This window comes from Massilia niastensis DSM 21313 (assembly GCF_000382345.1).
Taxonomy (GTDB): Bacteria; Pseudomonadota; Gammaproteobacteria; order Burkholderiales; family Burkholderiaceae_D; genus Telluria; species Telluria niastensis.
The window spans coordinates 11,009-27,654 of sequence record NZ_KB908114.1; the positions used below are offsets into that span (position 1 = coordinate 11,009).

14 protein-coding genes are annotated in these 16,646 nt (G+C 69.1%); 9 read left to right on the forward strand and 5 right to left on the reverse strand.

Features of this window, described 5'->3' with window-relative positions:
- Nucleotides 1-265: 265 nt before the first annotated feature.
- From H162_RS31390 to H162_RS32790, 4 genes are all read left to right on the forward strand, one after another.
- Complete coding sequence (locus H162_RS31390; protein ID WP_156885715.1) at nt 266-4,825, forward strand: PDDEXK-like endonuclease domain-containing protein; 4,560 nt, start codon at nt 266-268, stop codon at nt 4,823-4,825.
- A gap of 253 nt (nt 4,826-5,078) precedes the next feature.
- Nucleotides 5,079-5,273, forward strand: a complete 195-nt coding sequence (locus H162_RS34205; RefSeq protein WP_156885716.1) for a hypothetical protein — start codon at nt 5,079-5,081, stop codon at nt 5,271-5,273.
- A 257-nt stretch (nt 5,274-5,530) separates the two neighbouring features.
- A complete protein-coding gene (locus H162_RS0120270; protein ID WP_020655324.1) occupies nt 5,531-5,968 on the forward strand; it encodes a universal stress protein in 438 nt (145 codons plus the stop codon).
- A 63-nt stretch (nt 5,969-6,031) separates the two neighbouring features.
- Nucleotides 6,032-7,159 (forward strand): GGDEF domain-containing protein, encoded by a 1,128-nt coding sequence (locus H162_RS32790; RefSeq protein ID WP_229452159.1) that lies wholly within the window; start codon nt 6,032-6,034, stop codon nt 7,157-7,159.
- On the opposite strand, the gene H162_RS0120280 is transcribed toward H162_RS32790, so the two are convergent.
- Nucleotides 7,156-7,905, reverse strand: coding sequence for a helix-turn-helix domain-containing protein (locus H162_RS0120280; RefSeq protein WP_020655326.1), 750 nt, complete (start codon nt 7,903-7,905; stop codon nt 7,156-7,158). The genes H162_RS32790 and H162_RS0120280 overlap by 4 nt on opposite strands.
- 184 nt (nt 7,906-8,089) lie before the next feature.
- Between H162_RS0120280 and H162_RS34210 the strand changes: the two genes are divergently transcribed.
- The 4 genes from H162_RS34210 to H162_RS0120295 all read left to right on the forward strand — a co-directional run bounded on the left by H162_RS34210 (nt 8,090) and on the right by H162_RS0120295 (nt 10,747).
- Nucleotides 8,090-8,254, forward strand: coding sequence for a hypothetical protein (locus H162_RS34210; RefSeq protein ID WP_156885717.1), 165 nt, complete (start codon nt 8,090-8,092; stop codon nt 8,252-8,254).
- A 60-nt stretch (nt 8,255-8,314) separates the two neighbouring features.
- Complete coding sequence (locus H162_RS34215; protein ID WP_156885718.1) at nt 8,315-8,629, forward strand: hypothetical protein; 315 nt, start codon at nt 8,315-8,317, stop codon at nt 8,627-8,629.
- A gap of 165 nt (nt 8,630-8,794) precedes the next feature.
- On the forward strand, nt 8,795-9,631 hold the full coding sequence (locus tag H162_RS0120290; protein ID WP_020655328.1) for a universal stress protein: 837 nt from the start codon (nt 8,795-8,797) through the stop codon (nt 9,629-9,631).
- Between the two features lie 60 nt (nt 9,632-9,691).
- Nucleotides 9,692-10,747, forward strand: coding sequence for an NAD(P)-dependent alcohol dehydrogenase (locus H162_RS0120295; protein ID WP_020655329.1), 1,056 nt, complete (start codon nt 9,692-9,694; stop codon nt 10,745-10,747).
- A 24-nt stretch (nt 10,748-10,771) separates the two neighbouring features.
- Here the strand turns inward: H162_RS0120295 and H162_RS31400 are convergent, their stop codons facing one another.
- Nucleotides 10,772-11,074 carry a universal stress protein gene (locus H162_RS31400; RefSeq protein ID WP_020655330.1) on the reverse strand — a complete coding sequence of 101 codons (303 nt, stop codon included), beginning with the start codon at nt 11,072-11,074 and terminating at the stop codon, nt 10,772-10,774.
- Between the two features lie 223 nt (nt 11,075-11,297).
- Here H162_RS31400 and H162_RS0120305 point away from each other — a divergent pair, with 223 nt between their 5' ends.
- Entirely contained in the window at nt 11,298-11,492 is a 195-nt protein-coding gene (locus tag H162_RS0120305; RefSeq protein WP_020655331.1) for a hypothetical protein, read from the forward strand.
- A gap of 175 nt (nt 11,493-11,667) precedes the next feature.
- On the opposite strand, the gene H162_RS0120310 is transcribed toward H162_RS0120305, so the two are convergent.
- Genes H162_RS0120310 through H162_RS34220 form a run of 3 tightly spaced genes read right to left on the reverse strand, consistent with a single transcriptional unit; the run spans nt 11,668 to nt 16,640 of the window.
- A complete protein-coding gene (locus H162_RS0120310) occupies nt 11,668-13,746 on the reverse strand; it encodes a 3-hydroxyacyl-CoA dehydrogenase NAD-binding domain-containing protein (RefSeq protein WP_020655332.1) in 2,079 nt (692 codons plus the stop codon).
- Entirely contained in the window at nt 13,743-15,845 is a 2,103-nt protein-coding gene (locus H162_RS0120315; RefSeq protein ID WP_020655333.1) for an acetate--CoA ligase family protein, read from the reverse strand. Before H162_RS0120315 ends, H162_RS0120310 begins: the two co-directional genes overlap by 4 nt.
- Before the next feature lie 12 nt (nt 15,846-15,857).
- Nucleotides 15,858-16,640 carry an enoyl-CoA hydratase/isomerase family protein gene (locus tag H162_RS34220; protein WP_020655334.1) on the reverse strand — a complete coding sequence of 261 codons (783 nt, stop codon included), beginning with the start codon at nt 16,638-16,640 and terminating at the stop codon, nt 15,858-15,860.
- Between the last annotated feature and the right edge of the window lie 6 nt (nt 16,641-16,646).

The following is a 16,646-nucleotide window of genomic DNA, read 5'->3' on the forward strand; positions in this document are numbered from 1 at the left end:
CTGCAGGGAATGCGGGCCGTTCCGGCCCTGCTCGGCTATTCTATGGCGATCCCGCTGTTCCCGGCGCGCCCGTGCGTCCACGGGATGCACAGGCGGCGCGGGCGGGATTCTTCAGCATCGGCGAGTTGATAAGACTTCCATAAGGCGCTACCCTGTGGAAATGGGATGCCATTGAGCATCACTAGCTGAATATTACCGTCGGCGGTCCACCCGCCCTGACGACGCTGAACCACTCCTACCCTGCCGGCCCAGCCGGGAAAACACCATGCATACCCCTGCCCAGCTCATGAGCGGGCTGCTCGACTACCTCGTCGAGCAAGCCAAAGACATTGATCCCACAGCTTTTACACTGTCGAAGGCGACCGAATTCAAGAAGACCTTCGCCGACCTGGGAACCCTGCCCTGGGTCGACTTCGATGTCGACCTCGGCGCCGATACCCTGTGGCTGCGCGTGCAGCGACTCGAAGCGACGCCCGCCCCGGCGCTTTCCGAACCCGAACTCGCTCCTTTCTTGACGGTCAGCAACGATCCTACTGGCAACATACCAATCCCCAAGGAAACTGCCCTGGCGGGCGCCCGCCACCAGGACGCCGCTGCCCTCGGCGACGAGGAGGCCGGGCAACGCGACGAGCAGCGGCGCGCCCGCGTCGGCCGCCTGCTCGAGGAATACCTGCCGCATTGGCGCAACTGGGCCGCGCGCGAAAAGCCGCGCCGCCAGGTCATCACCCTGTACGCCGACCTGTTCGCGCTGAAGACGCGCCTGGAGTCCGAGGAGGCCGTGCGTCCCCTCGAACTGGTCTGGGGCATCGGCGTGTCGTCGTGGCGCATCCCCCTCGCCAGCCAGGCCGGCGCAGCGGCCGCCGTCGACTACCATTACCCCCTGATCACGCAGGCGGTGGAAATCGACATCGACAGCAACACCCACGCGATCGGCCTGCGCCCCCGGGAGACCGAGCCGCGCCTGGAGTTCGACGCCTTCGCCGCCTGCGCGGTGCCCGGCATCGGCGAGGTCGAGCGCAGCGCCCGCACCCTGCTGGGCGAAGGCGCCGACATGACGGTCTCGCCCTTCGCGCCATCCACGGTCGAGCCGATCCTGAAGCTGGTTGCCGGCAATCTCAGCGCCACCGCGCGCTACGACCGGGAAGCGGCCGCCGCGCCGGCGCCGGGCGAGGACCTGGTCGTCACGGACGGGTGGGTGGTGTTCACCCGTCCACGCGCCGGCCATTTCCTGATCGAGGATATCGCGCGCCTGAAGGAGCGGGTGGCCGGCGGCGACGCCATCCCGGCTGGCCCCTTGAGCATCGTCACCGCCCCGGGCGATGCCATCGTCGAGCACGAGCCGATCGCCTTCCGCGGACTCTCCGGCCGGGCGGCGGCCAGGGGCGAGCCGCGCGAACTGTATTTCCCGCTCCCCTACAACCGGGAGCAGGAAACGATCGTCCAGCAGCTCGAGCGCTCCCCGGGCGTGGCGGTCCAGGGCCCGCCCGGCACCGGCAAGACGCACACGATCGCCAACATCATCAGCCACTACCTGGCTTCCGGCAAGCGCATCCTGGTCACCTCGAAGGGCGAGCCGGCCCTGAAGGTCTTGCAGGAGAAGATTCCCGCATCGATCCGCCCGCTCACCGTGGCGCTGCTGTCCGGCGACAAGGAAGGCATGCGCCAGTTCCAGGCATCGATCGAGGCGATCGTCCATACGCTCACGCACATGAACCCGCGCCTGGAGGAAGAAGCCATCGCCGCCTGCCGCGTCGCGCTCGACCGGGCGCACGAGGAGATGGCGCGCATCGACACCCGCATCGACGACATCGCCCATGCCCAGCTCGGGGAGGTCGACGTCGACGGCGTCCCGATGCGGGCGCAGAAGATGGCCGAACTGGTCATCCACGGCCACCAGCAGTTCGGCTGGTTCGACGACGTGCTGTCCCTCGCGCCGGAACATGCGCCGCCGTTCGGCGACGACAGCGGCATGCAGCTGCGCGAGGCGCGGCGCCGGCTGGGCAGCGACCTGGTCTACTGCCAGGCCAGCGTTCCGGCTTCCGCCGCCCTGCCCCCGGCCGCCGACATCGGGCGCCTGCACGGCGTCCTGCAGGCGGTGCGCGACATCGAGCGCGACGAAGCCTCCGGAGCGCTGCTGCCCCTGCGCGCCACGACGCCGGAAGTGCTCGAGCATGCCGGCCGGCTGCTGGCCGCGCTGGACCTGGCCGCGGCGCTGGTGCATGAGCTCGAGGAATCCGGGCACGAGTGGGTATTCGCCTTCCGCGAGAAATGCCGGCAGGCGCAGTTCGCCACCGAGCGCTCCTCGCTCGAAGCCCTGTTCACGGAAATGGATGCGCTGCTGCGCGCCCGGGCCGAGTTCATGCAGAAGCCGGTCATGGCATCGCGCGAAGCGCTGGAGCATGCGAAGGCGCTGGAAGCGATCGCGCGCGGCGTGGACACCGGCAAGCCGTTCGGCCTCCTGGCCTTCGGCGTCGGCGACATCAAGCCGCACGTCAACGCCATCCGCGTCGCCGGCCTGGCGCCCGCATCGGGCGCGGACTGGGCGCATGTGCAGCGCTTTGCCGCCCTGCATACGCGCCTGCTGTCCTTCACGGTCCGCTGGAATGCGTTCGCCGAGCTGCTGTCGCTCCCCACCCTCCAGCCGGATGTGGCGCAACTGCGCACGATCGAGCTGATCATGCTGGCGGCCCGCGGCGCGCACACGCTGGCCACCACGCACGACCTGCAGTTGCCGCTCCTGGCGGAACAGGTGTTCGCCCAGGCGCCGAAGAGCGACCTGGCGGGCCGGCACGCGGGCCTGGCCCGGGTGCGGGAACACCTGCGCCGCCACCTCATGCGCGCCGAGCTGGCGCAGGCGGCGGCGGGCCTCGCCAGCCTGCGCGAGACGCTGGCGGGCGCCACCGGTCCCGTGTCGGACCGGCTGCGCGGCCTGGCCGAGCACGCGCTGGGCAGTGCCGACCTGCCGGCCGAGCGCATCGTGGCCGACTATGCCGACATGGTCGCCGAGGTCCGCCGCGTCGAGGCGCTGGCGCCCGACCTGGCCACCGTGCGGCAGCTGGCCGGCGCCATCGAGCGCCAGGGCGCCGCCAGGCTGGCCGCACGGGTCCTGTCGGTCCCGCTCGACGCGGCCGGCGACGACGCAGTGTTCCCGGTACGCTGGCGCGACGCCTGGACCTGGGCGCGCCTGGGCACCCATCTCGACGAGATCGACGACCGCGACGAGATGCGCACGCTGGCGGCGCGCCGGCGCGACCTCGAGCAGGGCCTGGCGCGCCTGTACGAAGAGCTGGTGTCGCGCTCGTCCTGGCTCGCCACCCGGCGCCAGGCCGGCCACAACGTGCTGGCGGCGCTCGAAACCTACCGCACCGCGATGCGCAAGTTCGGCAAGGGCACCGGCGTGAACGCCGCCCGCTACCGCCGCGATGCCCAGAAGGCGATGGTGGACGCCCAGGCCGCCGTGCCCTGCTGGATCATGAGCCACGCCCGCGTGTCCGAGTCGCTGCCGGCCGAGCTGGGCGCCTTCGACCTGGTCATCGTGGACGAGGCCAGCCAGTCCGACCTGTGGGCGCTGCCGGCGGTCCTGCGCGGCAAGCAGATCCTGGTGGTGGGCGACGACAAGCAGGTCTCGCCGGAAGCCGGCTTCGTCTCCGCGGCCAAGATCGCCGAGCTGCGCAGCCGCTTCCTGGCCGGCCAGCCATTCGAGGCGGTGCTGACCGCCGACATGTCGCTGTACGACATCGCCTCGTCCGTGTTCGCCGCCTCGAAGGTCATGCTGCGCGAGCATTTCCGTTGCGTCCAGCCGATCATCGCCTACAGCAACCGGGTGTTCTACAAGGGATTCATCCAGCCCCTGCGGATCCCGAAGGCGTCCGAGCGGCTCGACCCGCCGCTGGTCGATGTCTTCGTCGCCAACGGCTACCGCACGCCGAGGGGGCACAATCCGTCCGAGGCCGAGTTCATCGCGGCCGAGATCGAGGCGATCCTGCGCGATCCCGCGCTGCGCGGCCGCTCGCTCGGCGTGGTGTCCCTGCTCGGTCCCGAACAGGCCCAGTTCATCGACAAGCTGGTGCGCTCCCGCTGCGACGCGCAGGAACTGGCGCGCCGCAACTTCGCCTGCGGCGACGCGCGCGTGTTCCAGGGCAGCGAACGCGACATCGTCTTCCTGAGCATGGTCGCCGACAGCGCGAACCACCATGCCCTGTCGGGCATCACCTTCGACCAGCGCTTCAACGTCGCCGCGTCGCGCGCCCGCGACCGCATGTTCCTGGTGCGTTCCGTCCGGCTCGAAGAGCTGTCGACGCTCGACCTGCGGCGCACGCTGGTCGAGCATTTCGCCAAACCGGTGGAGGCCAACGACGACGCCACCAGCCTGGTTGAGCTGTGCGAATCGGGCTTCGAGCGCGATGTCTACCGCGAGCTGTTCGAGCGCGGCTACCGCGTCATCCCGCAGGTGCCGGCGGCCGGCTACCGCATCGACATGGTGGTCGAGGGCGCGGACGACCGGCGCCTGGCGATCGAACTCGATGGCGACGAGTTCCACGGCCCGGACAAATGGCCGGCCGACATGCGCCGCCAGCGCGTGCTCGAGCGTGCCGGCTGGACCTTCTGGCGCTGCTTCGCCTCGACCTGGTCGCTGCAGCGCGAGGAAGTGCTGGCCGAGCTGCTCGCGCAACTGTCCAGCATGGGCATCGACCCGCTGGGCGCCCTGGAGCGCATTCCTTCCCTCGTCGAGTATCGCGAATGGGGACGCGAGCCGGCCCCCGTGCACGATGAACCCGCGGGCGGGACGGCCGAGCAGGCCGATACGGCGGCCGCGGCAGGCTGACGCCGGCCCGGTCGCGTTGCCGCGCCAAGCGGTGTTGGTCCGAAACCGACACCGCTACCCAAGCTGTTGCCCCGCACCCGACTCGGCGCGATCAAGCATCGCCTCCAGCAGGGGCGCCGTCCCTCTGGCATCCCCCTTTCCCCTTCGGCGCAGCCCCTGTTCCAGGAGCTGGCACGCCTTGTGCTGTATTGACGTCGTGAGCGACACAGACGCTCCCGCACTTTCCGACACCAGCCAACTGAAGGGGAACATCATGAACATCCACAAGCACATGGAAGCCATCTTCGTCGTCGCCCTCGCCGCCATCGGCGCCGGCACCGTCGCGCTCGACAGCGTGCCGGAAGCCCGGGCAACGTCCTCGGCGCCGGTGGCGCGCGACATCGCGACCTCGGGCGGCGCCATGGCGGTCGTCATCGTGCGCGCACCCAGGCTGGCGCGCCAGCCGTGAGCGTGGATGGGCGGCCGCGCGCAAGCGCCGCCGCCCGCAGTCCCCCGGCGGCTGCGTCTCGACCGGGATACCTTGCTGCTTTTTGATCCGCATCAAGCACTTTCTTGATCCTTCAGGGCACACTCGATCGTGCTCCATTCCGACCTCGCGTTCTGCCTCAGCCCTGTGCGCCGATGCCAGGCCATCCTGCGATCACGTTCACCGGGCCGGCTTGGGCCAGGCGGGGCCCGGGCTCATTCTGATTTCAGGGGGACGACATGTATAAGCGAATATTGCTTCCTACCGAAGGCTCGGAAGCATCCCGCCGCGCCATCCACGCCGGGATCGACTTTGCCAGGGCTACCGGGGCCGAGGTGGTGGCCATGACGGCAATTCCGGAGTTCCGGGCTTTCACCATCTCCCCCGACATGCTCGAGCAAACGAAGGACGAGTACGAGAAGGCGAGCCGGACCCGCGCGCAGCAATTGCTCGACGAGGTCGCGCTTGCCGCACGCGGTGCCGGAGTCACGTGCGCCTGCGTGCAGGTCTTGTCGGACAGCCCCTATGAAGCGATCATCGCCACCGCGCGCGACAAGGGCTGCGACCTGATCGTCATGGCCTCGCACGGCCACAAGGGCATCAAGGGACTGCTGCTCGGCAGCGAGACCCAGAAGGTGCTCGTCCACAGCAGCATCCCGGTCATGGTGCATCGCTAGTGTCGGACCGGGCAGATGAACGCCCACTCTCCATGCGGCTGGCGTTCGGAACGGGATAATGCCATGGATGCTCCCATGGCGGGGCCGCCGCGGCGCCGCATCGGCGCCTGGCTGCACGGTCTTGTCGGCACATTCGGGCGGGACCAGGAGCGCGAGTATGGCCTCCAGCTCGACCGTGCCCTGGCCACCATGCTGCCCGCGCTCGGCACGGCATTCGGGATCGGCGTCGTCCTGTTCGGCGCCTGGGATTACTGGATCCAGCCCGAGCGCGGCGCGACGACGACCCTGATACGCCTGTCGCTGGTCCTGGTCGGCGCGCTCGGCTATGGCCGCTGGCCAGGGCTCCCGGTCGCCTGGCGCTGCGTCCTCATCTACGGCACCCATGTCGGCGCGATGATCTTCAGCTCGGCCCTGCTGCCGGACGGCCTGGTACTGGCGATGCCGGCGATCACCGGAGCGATGTTTCCGCTTGCCCTGGTCGAGCCCCGGCTGCACCGGCTGTTCCTGGTCGTCCTCATTCCCTCCTTGCTGTTCGTCCCGCTCGGCGCGACGGTCATGCCGGGCTGGATCTTTGCCAGCAGCATGGCGATCTACCTGATTTCGCTGGGCCTGATGGCGGCCGTGGCCATTTTCACCGGCAGGCTTCGACGCGCCGCCTGGCTGGCCGAGCGGGAGCTGGCCTATTCCGCGCGTCACGATAGCCTCAGCGGCGTGTACGCGCGCGGCTACCTGCTGGAACTTGCGTCCCACGATGTGGCGCTCGCCCAGCGTCACGGCCGGCCCCTCGCCGCCGGCATGCTCGACATCGACCACTTCAAGCGCGTCAACGACACGTTTGGGCATCCGGCCGGCGACGCGCTCATCCGCGAGTTGGGCAGGGTCTGCCCGGCCGAACTGCGGGCCAGCGATTACTTCGGACGCGTGGGCGGGGAAGAGTTTGTATTCGTCATGCCGGAGACCCGGGCGGACGATGCGCTCGCCTGCGCCGAACGCATGCGCAGGGCCGTCGCGGCCATCCGCCTGCCGACGCCCGCCGGGACACTGCAATGCACGGTCAGCATCGGGGTCGCCATGCTCGACCGCTCTCACGCGGACGTCGATGCCTTGCTGGCCGATGCCGATGCGGCGCTGTATTACGCCAAGGCCCATGGACGCGACCGTGTCGTGCCCGCATCGGCGCTGCGCGCCTAGGCCTCCGGCGCCATCGTCAGCGCTTCCAGCCGCCGGATATCGATCAACTCCACGTCGCGCTTGTCGATCGAGATCCAGCCCTCGTCGCGAAAACGCGCCAGCTGGCGGCTGACGCACTCGATGGTCAGCCCCAGGTGATCGCCCATGTCCGCCCGAGACATGCGCAGGCGAAATCGCCGGCTAGAAAAGCCCCGTTGCGCATAGCGTGCGGAAAGACTCAACAGGAAGCAGGCCAGCCGCTCCGCGGCCTGCCCGTTCGCATGCATCAGCGCGCCCTGCTCACGCACGATTTCCCGGCTCATGGCGCAGTGAAAATACTGCATCAGCCCAGGCATGTCCTGCAGCGCCATCTGCAGGCGCGCATACGAGATCTCGCAGACTTCGCTGTCCTCGAGCGCCACCGCGGTACACGCATGCCGGCCCGTGCAAATGGCATCCATGCCCATCAGGTCGCCAGCCATGTGGAAGGCGGCGACATAGGGATGCCCGCGGTGGTCCGGCCGCGATGTCTTGAGGTGGCCGCAGCGTACCGCATACAGGGTGCAGAACGGCTGCCCGCGCCGGAACAGCACCTCGTCGCGGGCGACCCGCCGGACGCACCCGAGTATGCCCTCGAGCCGGTCGGCGTCATCGACACTGGTTCCGATAGGCAAACAGAGATTGCGCACCGCGCAGCGGGAACATCGCGCCGGCGCCGACTGCAACCACGGCTCCCGCTGTTCGTCCTGGCCAGACGTGTGGTTCATGGGTTCCTCCCCGCGACGGATTCGGCGTCGACACAAAACAGTATCTGGCATAGGCGCGGCCCCCGCAAGATGGAATGCGTGTGCTGCGAGGCATGATGTTCTTCCCGGGACTTTCCTGCACTGACATGGATGAGGAGAATCCATCGTCTTTCTTTTACTTTTTGATCTGTATCAATCACGGCTGGTGTGCGCCCTGCGCGCCAGCCGGCAGCTGGGCGCCGATCCGATGGAAGCGGCCTACTGGCGCCTGGACGCCGCCCTCCCCGGCCCGGGCGCGGTTCCCCCGGGCTGGTCGCTGGTACACGAGTACGGCCCGACTCCCGCGCGCCCCGCGCTCGTGCATGTCTAAGACCGTGAAACAGGGCCAGCCCTGGCCGCCGCCAAGGGCGCTCCCGAGGCCGTCGCCGCGATGTGCCGCCTCGACGAGCGCGCCCGGACTGCCGTGCTCGACGCGGCGGCAAGCATGGCGGCCGACGGCAAGCTTGTTCCAGGCGGTCGCGCCGACGCTGCCCTGGCGTTCCGAGGCGCCGACCACTGCGACCGAACGGGGCTGGAAGAAACGATCCAGGTTGCGCACGCTCATTGCTCCCTCCTGCGAACAGCCGATATGGCGGCCTATCGAAGCATGGCAACGAAATATTTGATCAGCATCAAAATAGGCCGGAAAAAATCTGGTATGGCCGATGTTGCCGATGGACGGCCAGTGCGGACACCGGTACCCTGAGCTTCATCCGTCGCTTCATGACAGGAGACGCGACATGGGCTACAGGACGATACTGGTGCATGTGGGCTTGTCCCCGGCGGCCGGGACGCGCGTGCGCCTCGCCGCCCGCAGGGCTGCACCGCTGCGCCGTGATCGAATGACACGCCATGTTGTCGGACCGGCGCGATGAGCTACAAGACCATCCTGGTCCAGGCGGACCTGTCGCGGCACGCGGCGGCGCGCATCCGGATCGCCGCGAACCTTGCCAGGGAACACGGCGCGCACCTGATCGGCGCAGCCGCCACCGGGGTTTCGCGCGATCTGTTTCCAAACGGGTATCACGCCAAGCCGGGAACGCTGGAAGCGAGCTACTTCGAACCCCTGCATGCGGCGGCCGCGCAGGCGCTCGAGCGCTTCGGCGAGATCGCCGGCGCGGCAGGCGTCTCCTTCGAGCGGCGTCTCCTGTGCGACCGGCTCGACGACGGGATGGCCTTGCTGGCGCGCTTCAGCGACCTGGTGGTGCTCAGCCAGGACGACCCTGCCGAAGCGCTGGCGTCCACGCCCGACCGGACGCCGGAGTATGTCGTGCTCACCTGCGCGCGCCCTGTCCTGCTGGCGCCCTGCGCGGCAGCGCCGGAACATGTCGGCCGGAACATTCTCCTGGCATGGGACGGCAGCAGGGAAGCTTCGGCGGCGATGCGGGCCGCGCTTCCGCTCCTGCAAGGCGCTGCGCGGGTGAGCGTCGTGTGCTTCTGCGATTCCCGCGGGAAGCCGGTCTGCGACGCACGGGAACAGGCGGACCTCGCCGCCTTCCTGAAGCGCCATGCCGTCCAGCCCGCCATCCTCGCGCCCGCCACCGGGATCGATGGCGGCCGCGCCCTCCTTGCGCTGGCGGCACGCGACGGCCATGACCTCGTGGTCATGGGTTGCTACGGGCACTCGCAATTCCGCGAGCTGTTCCTTGGCGGGGTCACCAGGACCGTGCTCCGCGACGCCACCCTCCCCGTGCTGATGGCCCGCTGACCACGGCGGCCGCGACGGCAAGCACGCCATTCTTCAGGATGTCTTTCAGCAGGAGCCGCCATGCAAACGATGAACGCCGCAGTATTCACGGGTCCCGGACGCATCGTCCTCGAGCGCAAGCCAGTGCCGAGCGCGGGGCCGGGTGAAGCCGTCATCAAGGTCACGATGACAACGATCTGCGGCACCGACGTGCACATACTCAAGGGCGAGTACCCCGTCGCCCCCGGCCTGACCGTCGGCCATGAACCGGTAGGCAGGATTGCGGAGCTGGGCCCCGGCGTGACCGGCTACCAGGTCGGGCAGCGCGTCATCGTCGGCGCCATCACGCCCTGCGGCCAGTGCCACGCCTGCCTCGATGCGCACCAGGCCCAATGCGGCGGACATGCCATGGGTGGCTGGCGCTTCGGCAACACCATCGACGGCTGCCAGGCCGAGTATGTCCGGGTGCCGTTCGCCATGGCGAACCTTGCGCCGATTCCCGACGGCCTGAGCGACGAACAGGTGCTGATGTGCCCCGATATCATGAGCACCGGATTCGGCGGCGCCGAGAGCGGCGCGATCCGGATCGGCGATACGGTGGCGATCTTCGCGCAGGGCCCGATCGGACTATGCGCCACGGCCGGCGCACGCCTGCGCGGCGCCAGCCGCATCATCGCCGTCGACTCGGTGCCGAAGCGGCTCGAGATGGCCAGGATGCTGGGGGCGGATCACGTGATCGACTTCCGGACCAGCGATCCGGTCGCCGAGATCCTGCGCCTGACCGAGGGCGAAGGCGCCGACGTCACGATCGAAGCCCTCGGGACCCAGCACACCTTCGAAAGCTGCCTGCGCGCCTTGCGTCCCGGGGGAACACTGTCCAGCCTCGGCGTGTACTCGGGCAAGCTCGGCCTGCCGGTGGACGCCTTCGCCGCCGGCCTGGGCGACCACAAGCTCATTACCACGCTATGCCCTGGAGGAAAGCAGCGCATGCGCCGGCTGATGAACATCGTGGCGTCGCAGCGGCTCGACCTGAGGCCCCTGGTAACGCATCGCTTCCGTCTGGACCAGATCGAGGAAGCCTACGAGCTGTTCGCCAACCAGCGTGACGGCGTACTCAAGGTGGCCATCATTCCCTGATCCGCGCAGCCTGGGCGCGGCGACTCAGGGCGTGGGCTCGTCGGTGAATTCGGGCGGTGCGGTTTCCCTCGGGTCGCGCAAGGCCAGGCCAGGAATCGACGAGTACGCGAGTGCGTGCTGGGCAACACTTCCCGCGTAGCGCTTGCCGCCATCGTTCGGCCCGTGCGCCCCCATGACGATGAGATCGCAGGCGTGCGCTTCCGCCGCGCGCACGATCTCGGGCCCGGCCGAGGAAGACAGGGTCGTCGCCGTTTCGCACGACACCCGCGCGGCGCGGACCGCGAGATCCGAACCATCCGTCGCTACGCATATTTTCTCGATGAACATGGTGTTGGGCCGGAACCGACACCGCCTCCCCAAGCTGTTGCCCTGATCCCGACTCCGCGCGATCGATCAAGACCTGCAGCGGGGGTAGCGCCCCCTCTGAACGCCCCTTTCTCCTTCGGCGCGGCCCTTGTTCCAGGAGCTGGCACGCCTTGTGCTGTATTGACGTCGTGAGCGAAACAGGCGCTCCGCACTTTCCGAGACCAGCCAACTGAAGGGAAACATCATGAACATCCACAAGCACATGGAAGCCATCTTCGTCGTCGCCCTCGCCGCCATCGGCGCCGGCTCGCTTGCGCTCGACAGCGTGCCCGAAGCCCAGGCCAGGCCAGCGGCGCCGGTGGCGCGCGACATCGCGACCTCGGGGGGCGCCATGGCGGTCGTCATCGTGCGCGCCCCCAGGCTGGCGCGCCATCCGTGATCGCGTGGATGGGCGGCCGCGCGCAAGCGCAGCCGCCCGTCGGGAACAGGAAGCGGCAAGGCACCTGGAGCAGCCTGACCCAGATGCGATCAGGGGCAGGTTCAGCACCACCAGCATCGGCTTACCGACCCACATCGAGATGACCAGGCCCCGGAAGCGCCGTATCCGGAATGGTTCAGCCCTTGTCGAGCAGCTCGATCCTGCCGCGATCGAAGCCAGGGCCGCCGAGCGCAGCCAGGAAGTCCATGTCCGTGGCCAGCAGGTCCCGGCCGCGCTGGCGCGCCCAGTAGACCGGTCCGCCCTCCCAGCGCGGGAAGCCGAAGCCGTTGACCAGCACGACGTCGATGTCGCCGGGGCGCTGCGCGACGCCGTCCGCCAGCAGCAAGGCCGCTTCGTTCGCCATCGCCAGCAGCGCGCGGCGCTGGATTTCCGTGCTGTCGAGCCGGCGCCGCACGATCCCTTTGGAAGCGGAAGCCGCATCGATCACTTCGGCCACCAGCGGATCGGCGGCCTTGTCCTTGCCATCGGCATAGGCGTAGTAGCCGGCGCCGGTCTTGCGGCCGAAGCGGCCCAGTTCGCACAACCGGTCGGGGATGTCGACGTAGCGCGCGCCCGGGTCGCGGCTGGCCGCCTGGCTCCGGCGCATCCGCCATGCGATGTCCAGGCCGGACATGTCGGCGACGGCGAACGGTCCCATGGCAAAGCCGAACGCTTCCAGCGCGCTGTCCACCTGTTCGGGGTAGGCGCCCTCTTCCAGCATGAACTCGCACTGGCGCCGGTAGGCGGCGTAGATCCGGTTGCCGATGAAGCCAAAGGCATTGCCCGCCACGACCGGCAGCTTGCCCAGCCGGCGCGCGGTCTCGAGGCCGGTCGCCAGCGCATCCGGTGCGGTAGCGCGCCCCTGGACCACTTCGAGCAGGCGCATGACATGCGCCGGGCTGAAGAAGTGCAGGCCGACGACATCCTGGGGACGCCAAGTCGCACCGGCAATCGCATCGAGGTCGAGGTACGAGGTGTTCGAGGCCAGCAGCGCGCCAGGCCGCGCGATCGCGTCGATCTTGCGGAATACTTCCTGCTTGACTGCCAGGTCCTCGAACACGGCTTCGATCACCATGTCGGCCTCGACCAGCCGCTCCCACGCGGTGGTAGCGGCGAAGCGATCCACGCGCTGCGCCATCTGCCCGGGCTCGAGCCTGGACGCATGCGCGCGGCTGGAATAATGGTCGAGTACGCGCTGCCTGCCGCGCGCCAGCGCGTCCGGGTCCTGGTCGAGCAACAGGACCTCGAAGCCGCCGTCCAGCGCGCTGATGGCAATCCCCGAACCCATGGTGCCCGCGCCGAGCACGGCGATGCGCCTGATCGGACGTGCCGTAACCCCCGCCAGCGCCGGCTGCCGCGCCGCATCGCGCTCGGCGAAGAACTGGTAACGCAAGGCGTGCGCGTCGGGTGCAATGCGCAATTCCTGGAACATCCTGCGTTCTTCCGCTAGCGCCGCATCGATCGGCGTGCTGGCAGCCAGCCCGATGGCGTCGATCGCGGCGCGCACCGCCGGCTGGTTTCTCCCTGCGCGCAGGGCCGCCCGGGTCGCCGCCTCGATGGCCGCGGCGTCTCCGACCGGCAGCGGCAGGTCGCGCACCCTGCGCCTGGCGCCCTGCGCGGCCAGCATGCGTGCATGCGCACACGCGGCGGCACGCAGGTCCTCCTCGACCACGCCGTCCAGCACGCCCAGCTCGAGCGCCTGGACAGCCGGCACGCGCTCGCCGCTGCACACCATCCGGATCGCACGAGCGACACCCACCAGGCGCGGCAGGCGCTGGGTGCCGCCGGCGCCGGGGATGATCCCCAGCGTGACTTCCGGCAGCCCCACCAGGGTGCGTGGAGCAGCCAGCCTGGCATCGCACCCCAGCGCCAGCTCGAAGCCGCCGCCGAAGGCGGCGCCATGCAGGGCCGCGACCACCGGTTTGCCGCATCCCTCGATCGCCGCGATGACCTCGGGCAGTTGCGGATCTTGCAGGGCTTGTCCGAATTCGCGCAAGTCCGACCCCGCAATGAAGGAGCTGCCCGCGCCCATGATCACGGCGCCGCATAGTCCGATATCCTGGCGCAGCGTGCCGAGCGCCTCGACCAGGCCTCGCCGCACGTGCGCCGATGCGGCATTCACCGGCGGGTTGTCGATGATGACGACGGCGACGTCGCCGTCACGCTCGATCCGCACGCCGTTCGTGGCGATCACGCCTGCAACGGCCGCGTTCATTGTTCATTCCCTTCCGCTGCGAGGACCACGACGCCATCCGCAGCGCGCACACCCTTGCCTTCGGCGAGGACGAACAAGGGATTGATCTCGGCCTCGACCAGGCGCGGCCCCATCTGCGCAGCCATCTCCGAGAACTTCACGATGGCCGACACCGCCGCCTCGACGTCGGCGCGTGCGCGGCCCCGGAATCCGTCGAGCAGCGGCCAGGTGGTCAGCTCGCGCAGCATGGCGTGCACCTCTTCGCGCGCCAGGCCGCCCTGCGCCGGCAGCAGGCGCAGGCTGGTGTCCTTGAACAGCTCCGCCGTCACCCCGCCCATGCCCACCAGGATGGCCGCGCCCAACGGATCGCGGTGATAACCGACAATGATCTCGGTGCCGCCGGTGACCATTTCCTGGACCAGGAAGCGGTTCGGCGTCTTGCCCGTGTTCGTCTCCACATCGCTGCGCATGCGCTGCAGACGTTCGGCGACCTGTGCGGCGGACACGTTGACCGCGACCCCGCCGACATCGCTCTTGTGGGCGATGTCGGCGTCCAGGATCTTGAGGACGGCCGGCGCTTTCAATTCCGCCACCGCGGCTTCGGCTTCTCCAACGGTCGTCACGATGAATTCGCGCGCTACCGGAACGCCGAAACGCGCAACCAGCTGCTTGGCCTGGGCTTCGTCCAGCGAGCCTGCCGGAAAATCGCTTGCATCGACCGGTTCGATGGCGGCGGACGCGGTGGCGCCCACCTGCGAGCGCGCCTGATGGAGCATCGCCGTCAGCGCCGCGGTGCAGCTTTCCGGCGCCGTGTAGGCCGGCACGCCGCGCCGGTTCAGCAGGCTCGCCACTTCCGGGGCGTGGGGGCTGACAAAGGCCAGCACCGGTTTGTCGCTGGCCGGCAGGCAGTCCTCGATCACGCCGGCCATCAGTTCGGGCATTGCAAGCGCCGAGGATCCGACCACGACCACCAGCGCGTCGTAGCTCGGGCTATCCTGCAAGGCGCGGATCGCGCCGCGCAGCAGCTCCGGCTCCAGGCCCGCCAGGGTGACATCGATCGGGTTGCGGTCGAGCGCGGCATGGTCGCCGGTCTGCAGGGCGCGCAGCCGCTCCCCTGTTTCCCGGTCCGGCGCCGGGGTCTCGAAGCCGGCCACGCCCAGGCTGTCCGTCACCAGGGTGCCGGCCCCGCCGGTCGAGGTCAGGATCGCGATCCGCTTGCCCTGCACGCGCCGGCCGGAAGCCAGCGCCGCGGGGATGTCGAGGAGGTCGGCATAGGTCCCGGCACGGATGGCGCCGACCTGCCGGAACAGCGCGTCATACATCCGGTCCGCGCCCGCCAGTGCGCCGGTGTGCGAGACCGCGGCCCGCGCGCCCGACTCGGAGCGGCCGATCTTGAATACCACCAGCGGCTTGCCGGCGCGCGCTGCTCTCAAGGCCGCCGCGCGGAATTTTTCCGGATGTCGGATGCTTTCCATGTACAGCGCGATGACGCTGGTAGCCTCGTCGTCGGCCAGGTGATCGATGAAATCGGCCATCTCGAGGTCGACCTCGTTGCTGGTCGAGATCAGCTTCGACAAGCCGATGCCGCGCGCAGCGGCGCGCGACAGCAGCGAGCCCAGGATGCCGCCGCTTTGCGAGACCACCCCGATGCCGCCCGCGATGAACCGGTCGGTTTCCAGCGCGCCGCTCGCCGACAGGGTGATGCGGTCGGTCAGGTTGACCAGGCCGATCGTGTTCGGCCCCAGCAGGCGCATCGAGCCGGCTGCCTCGATCAGCTGCTGCTGGCGCCGCGCGCCTTCGGCGCCGGTTTCCGTATAGCCGCTGGCCAGCACGATGGCGCTGGCCGCGCCGCGCGCGGCCAGCGCCCGTACCGCTTCATGCGCCCGCTCGGCGCCGAGCAGCACGATGCCGACATCGGGCGCTTCGGGGAGCGACGCCACGTCGGCATAGCACTGCAGGCCGGAGATCGTGTCGCAACGCGGATTGACCGGGTAGATCTGGCCGGCGTAACCATGCTTCTTCAGGTAGGCAACCGGGCGTCCGGCAGTTTTCGCAGGGTCCGACGAGGCGCCGATGACGGCGACGCTGCGCGGGCGCAGCAGGCGGGCGATAGCATCCATTGTCGATGTTCCTTATTTACTGTTCAGGAAGGCAAGCACCGCATCGCGGTGTTCGGCGCTCGTGTAGCAGACCGCCTGCGCCTGGCTGCCCTGGGCGAACGCCTGTTCCGCCGGTAGTTCGAAACTCTGGTTCATGATCGACTTGCTCAGCGCGAGTGCGGCGGCCGAACCCTTGCTCAACTCCTGCGCCCATGCCTGGGCATCGGCCAGCAGCGTCTCCGGCTTGCTGACCCGGTCGGCGATCCCGAGCGCGAGCGCTTCCGCCGCATCGACCTTGCGTCCGCCGAACACCAGTTCCTTGGCGCGCGCCAGTCCCACCCGGCGCGGCAGGAAGTACATGCCGCCGCCATCAGGGATCAGGCCGCGCTTGATGTAGCTCCAGGCGAAGCTGGCGTCCTCGGAGGCGATCACGAAATCGCAGCTCAGGGCCATGTCGGCGCCAAGGCCGTTCGCGCTGCCGTTCACGGCGGCGAAGGTGGGCTTGGGCATCTTGTGCAGAAGCGACACCGCGCGGTGCACCCGCTGCTGCCGCGACCAGCCGTTGAAGGCGACGTCGCCCGGGGCCGCATCCATCCGGCGCCGCATGCCGGCGACGTCGCCGCCTGCGCAGAAGCCTTTGCCATTGCCGGTCAGGATCAGGGCGCGGATGCTGCGATCGGCGCTCACCCTTTCCAGCACATCGATCAGTTCGGTGCGCATGTCGTCGCTGATGGCATTGCGCTTTTCCGGCCGGTTCAGGGCCAGGGTGGCGATGCCGGCATCGACCGTCAGTTGAATCAGGGAAGTGGTGCTCATGTTGAT

Coding starts and splice junctions, on each gene's coding strand:
- H162_RS32790 (WP_229452159.1), top strand. CDS start 6,032: ATGGATGCTCCCATGGCGGGGCCGCCGCGGCGCCGCATCGGCGCCTGG.
- H162_RS0120315 (WP_020655333.1), bottom strand. CDS start 15,845: ATGGATGCTATCGCCCGCCTGCTGCGCCCGCGCAGCGTCGCCGTCATC.
- H162_RS34215 (WP_156885718.1), top strand. CDS start 8,315: ATGTGCCGCCTCGACGAGCGCGCCCGGACTGCCGTGCTCGACGCGGCG.
- H162_RS34220 (WP_020655334.1), bottom strand. CDS start 16,640: ATGAGCACCACTTCCCTGATTCAACTGACGGTCGATGCCGGCATCGCC.
- H162_RS0120270 (WP_020655324.1), top strand. CDS start 5,531: ATGTATAAGCGAATATTGCTTCCTACCGAAGGCTCGGAAGCATCCCGC.
- H162_RS0120280 (WP_020655326.1), bottom strand. CDS start 7,905: ATGAACCACACGTCTGGCCAGGACGAACAGCGGGAGCCGTGGTTGCAG.
- H162_RS34205 (WP_156885716.1), top strand. CDS start 5,079: ATGAACATCCACAAGCACATGGAAGCCATCTTCGTCGTCGCCCTCGCC.
- H162_RS0120295 (WP_020655329.1), top strand. CDS start 9,692: ATGCAAACGATGAACGCCGCAGTATTCACGGGTCCCGGACGCATCGTC.
- H162_RS0120305 (WP_020655331.1), top strand. CDS start 11,298: ATGAACATCCACAAGCACATGGAAGCCATCTTCGTCGTCGCCCTCGCC.
- H162_RS31400 (WP_020655330.1), bottom strand. CDS start 11,074: ATGTTCATCGAGAAAATATGCGTAGCGACGGATGGTTCGGATCTCGCG.
- H162_RS31390 (WP_156885715.1), top strand. CDS start 266: ATGCATACCCCTGCCCAGCTCATGAGCGGGCTGCTCGACTACCTCGTC.
- H162_RS0120310 (WP_020655332.1), bottom strand. CDS start 13,746: ATGAACGCGGCCGTTGCAGGCGTGATCGCCACGAACGGCGTGCGGATC.
- H162_RS0120290 (WP_020655328.1), top strand. CDS start 8,795: ATGAGCTACAAGACCATCCTGGTCCAGGCGGACCTGTCGCGGCACGCG.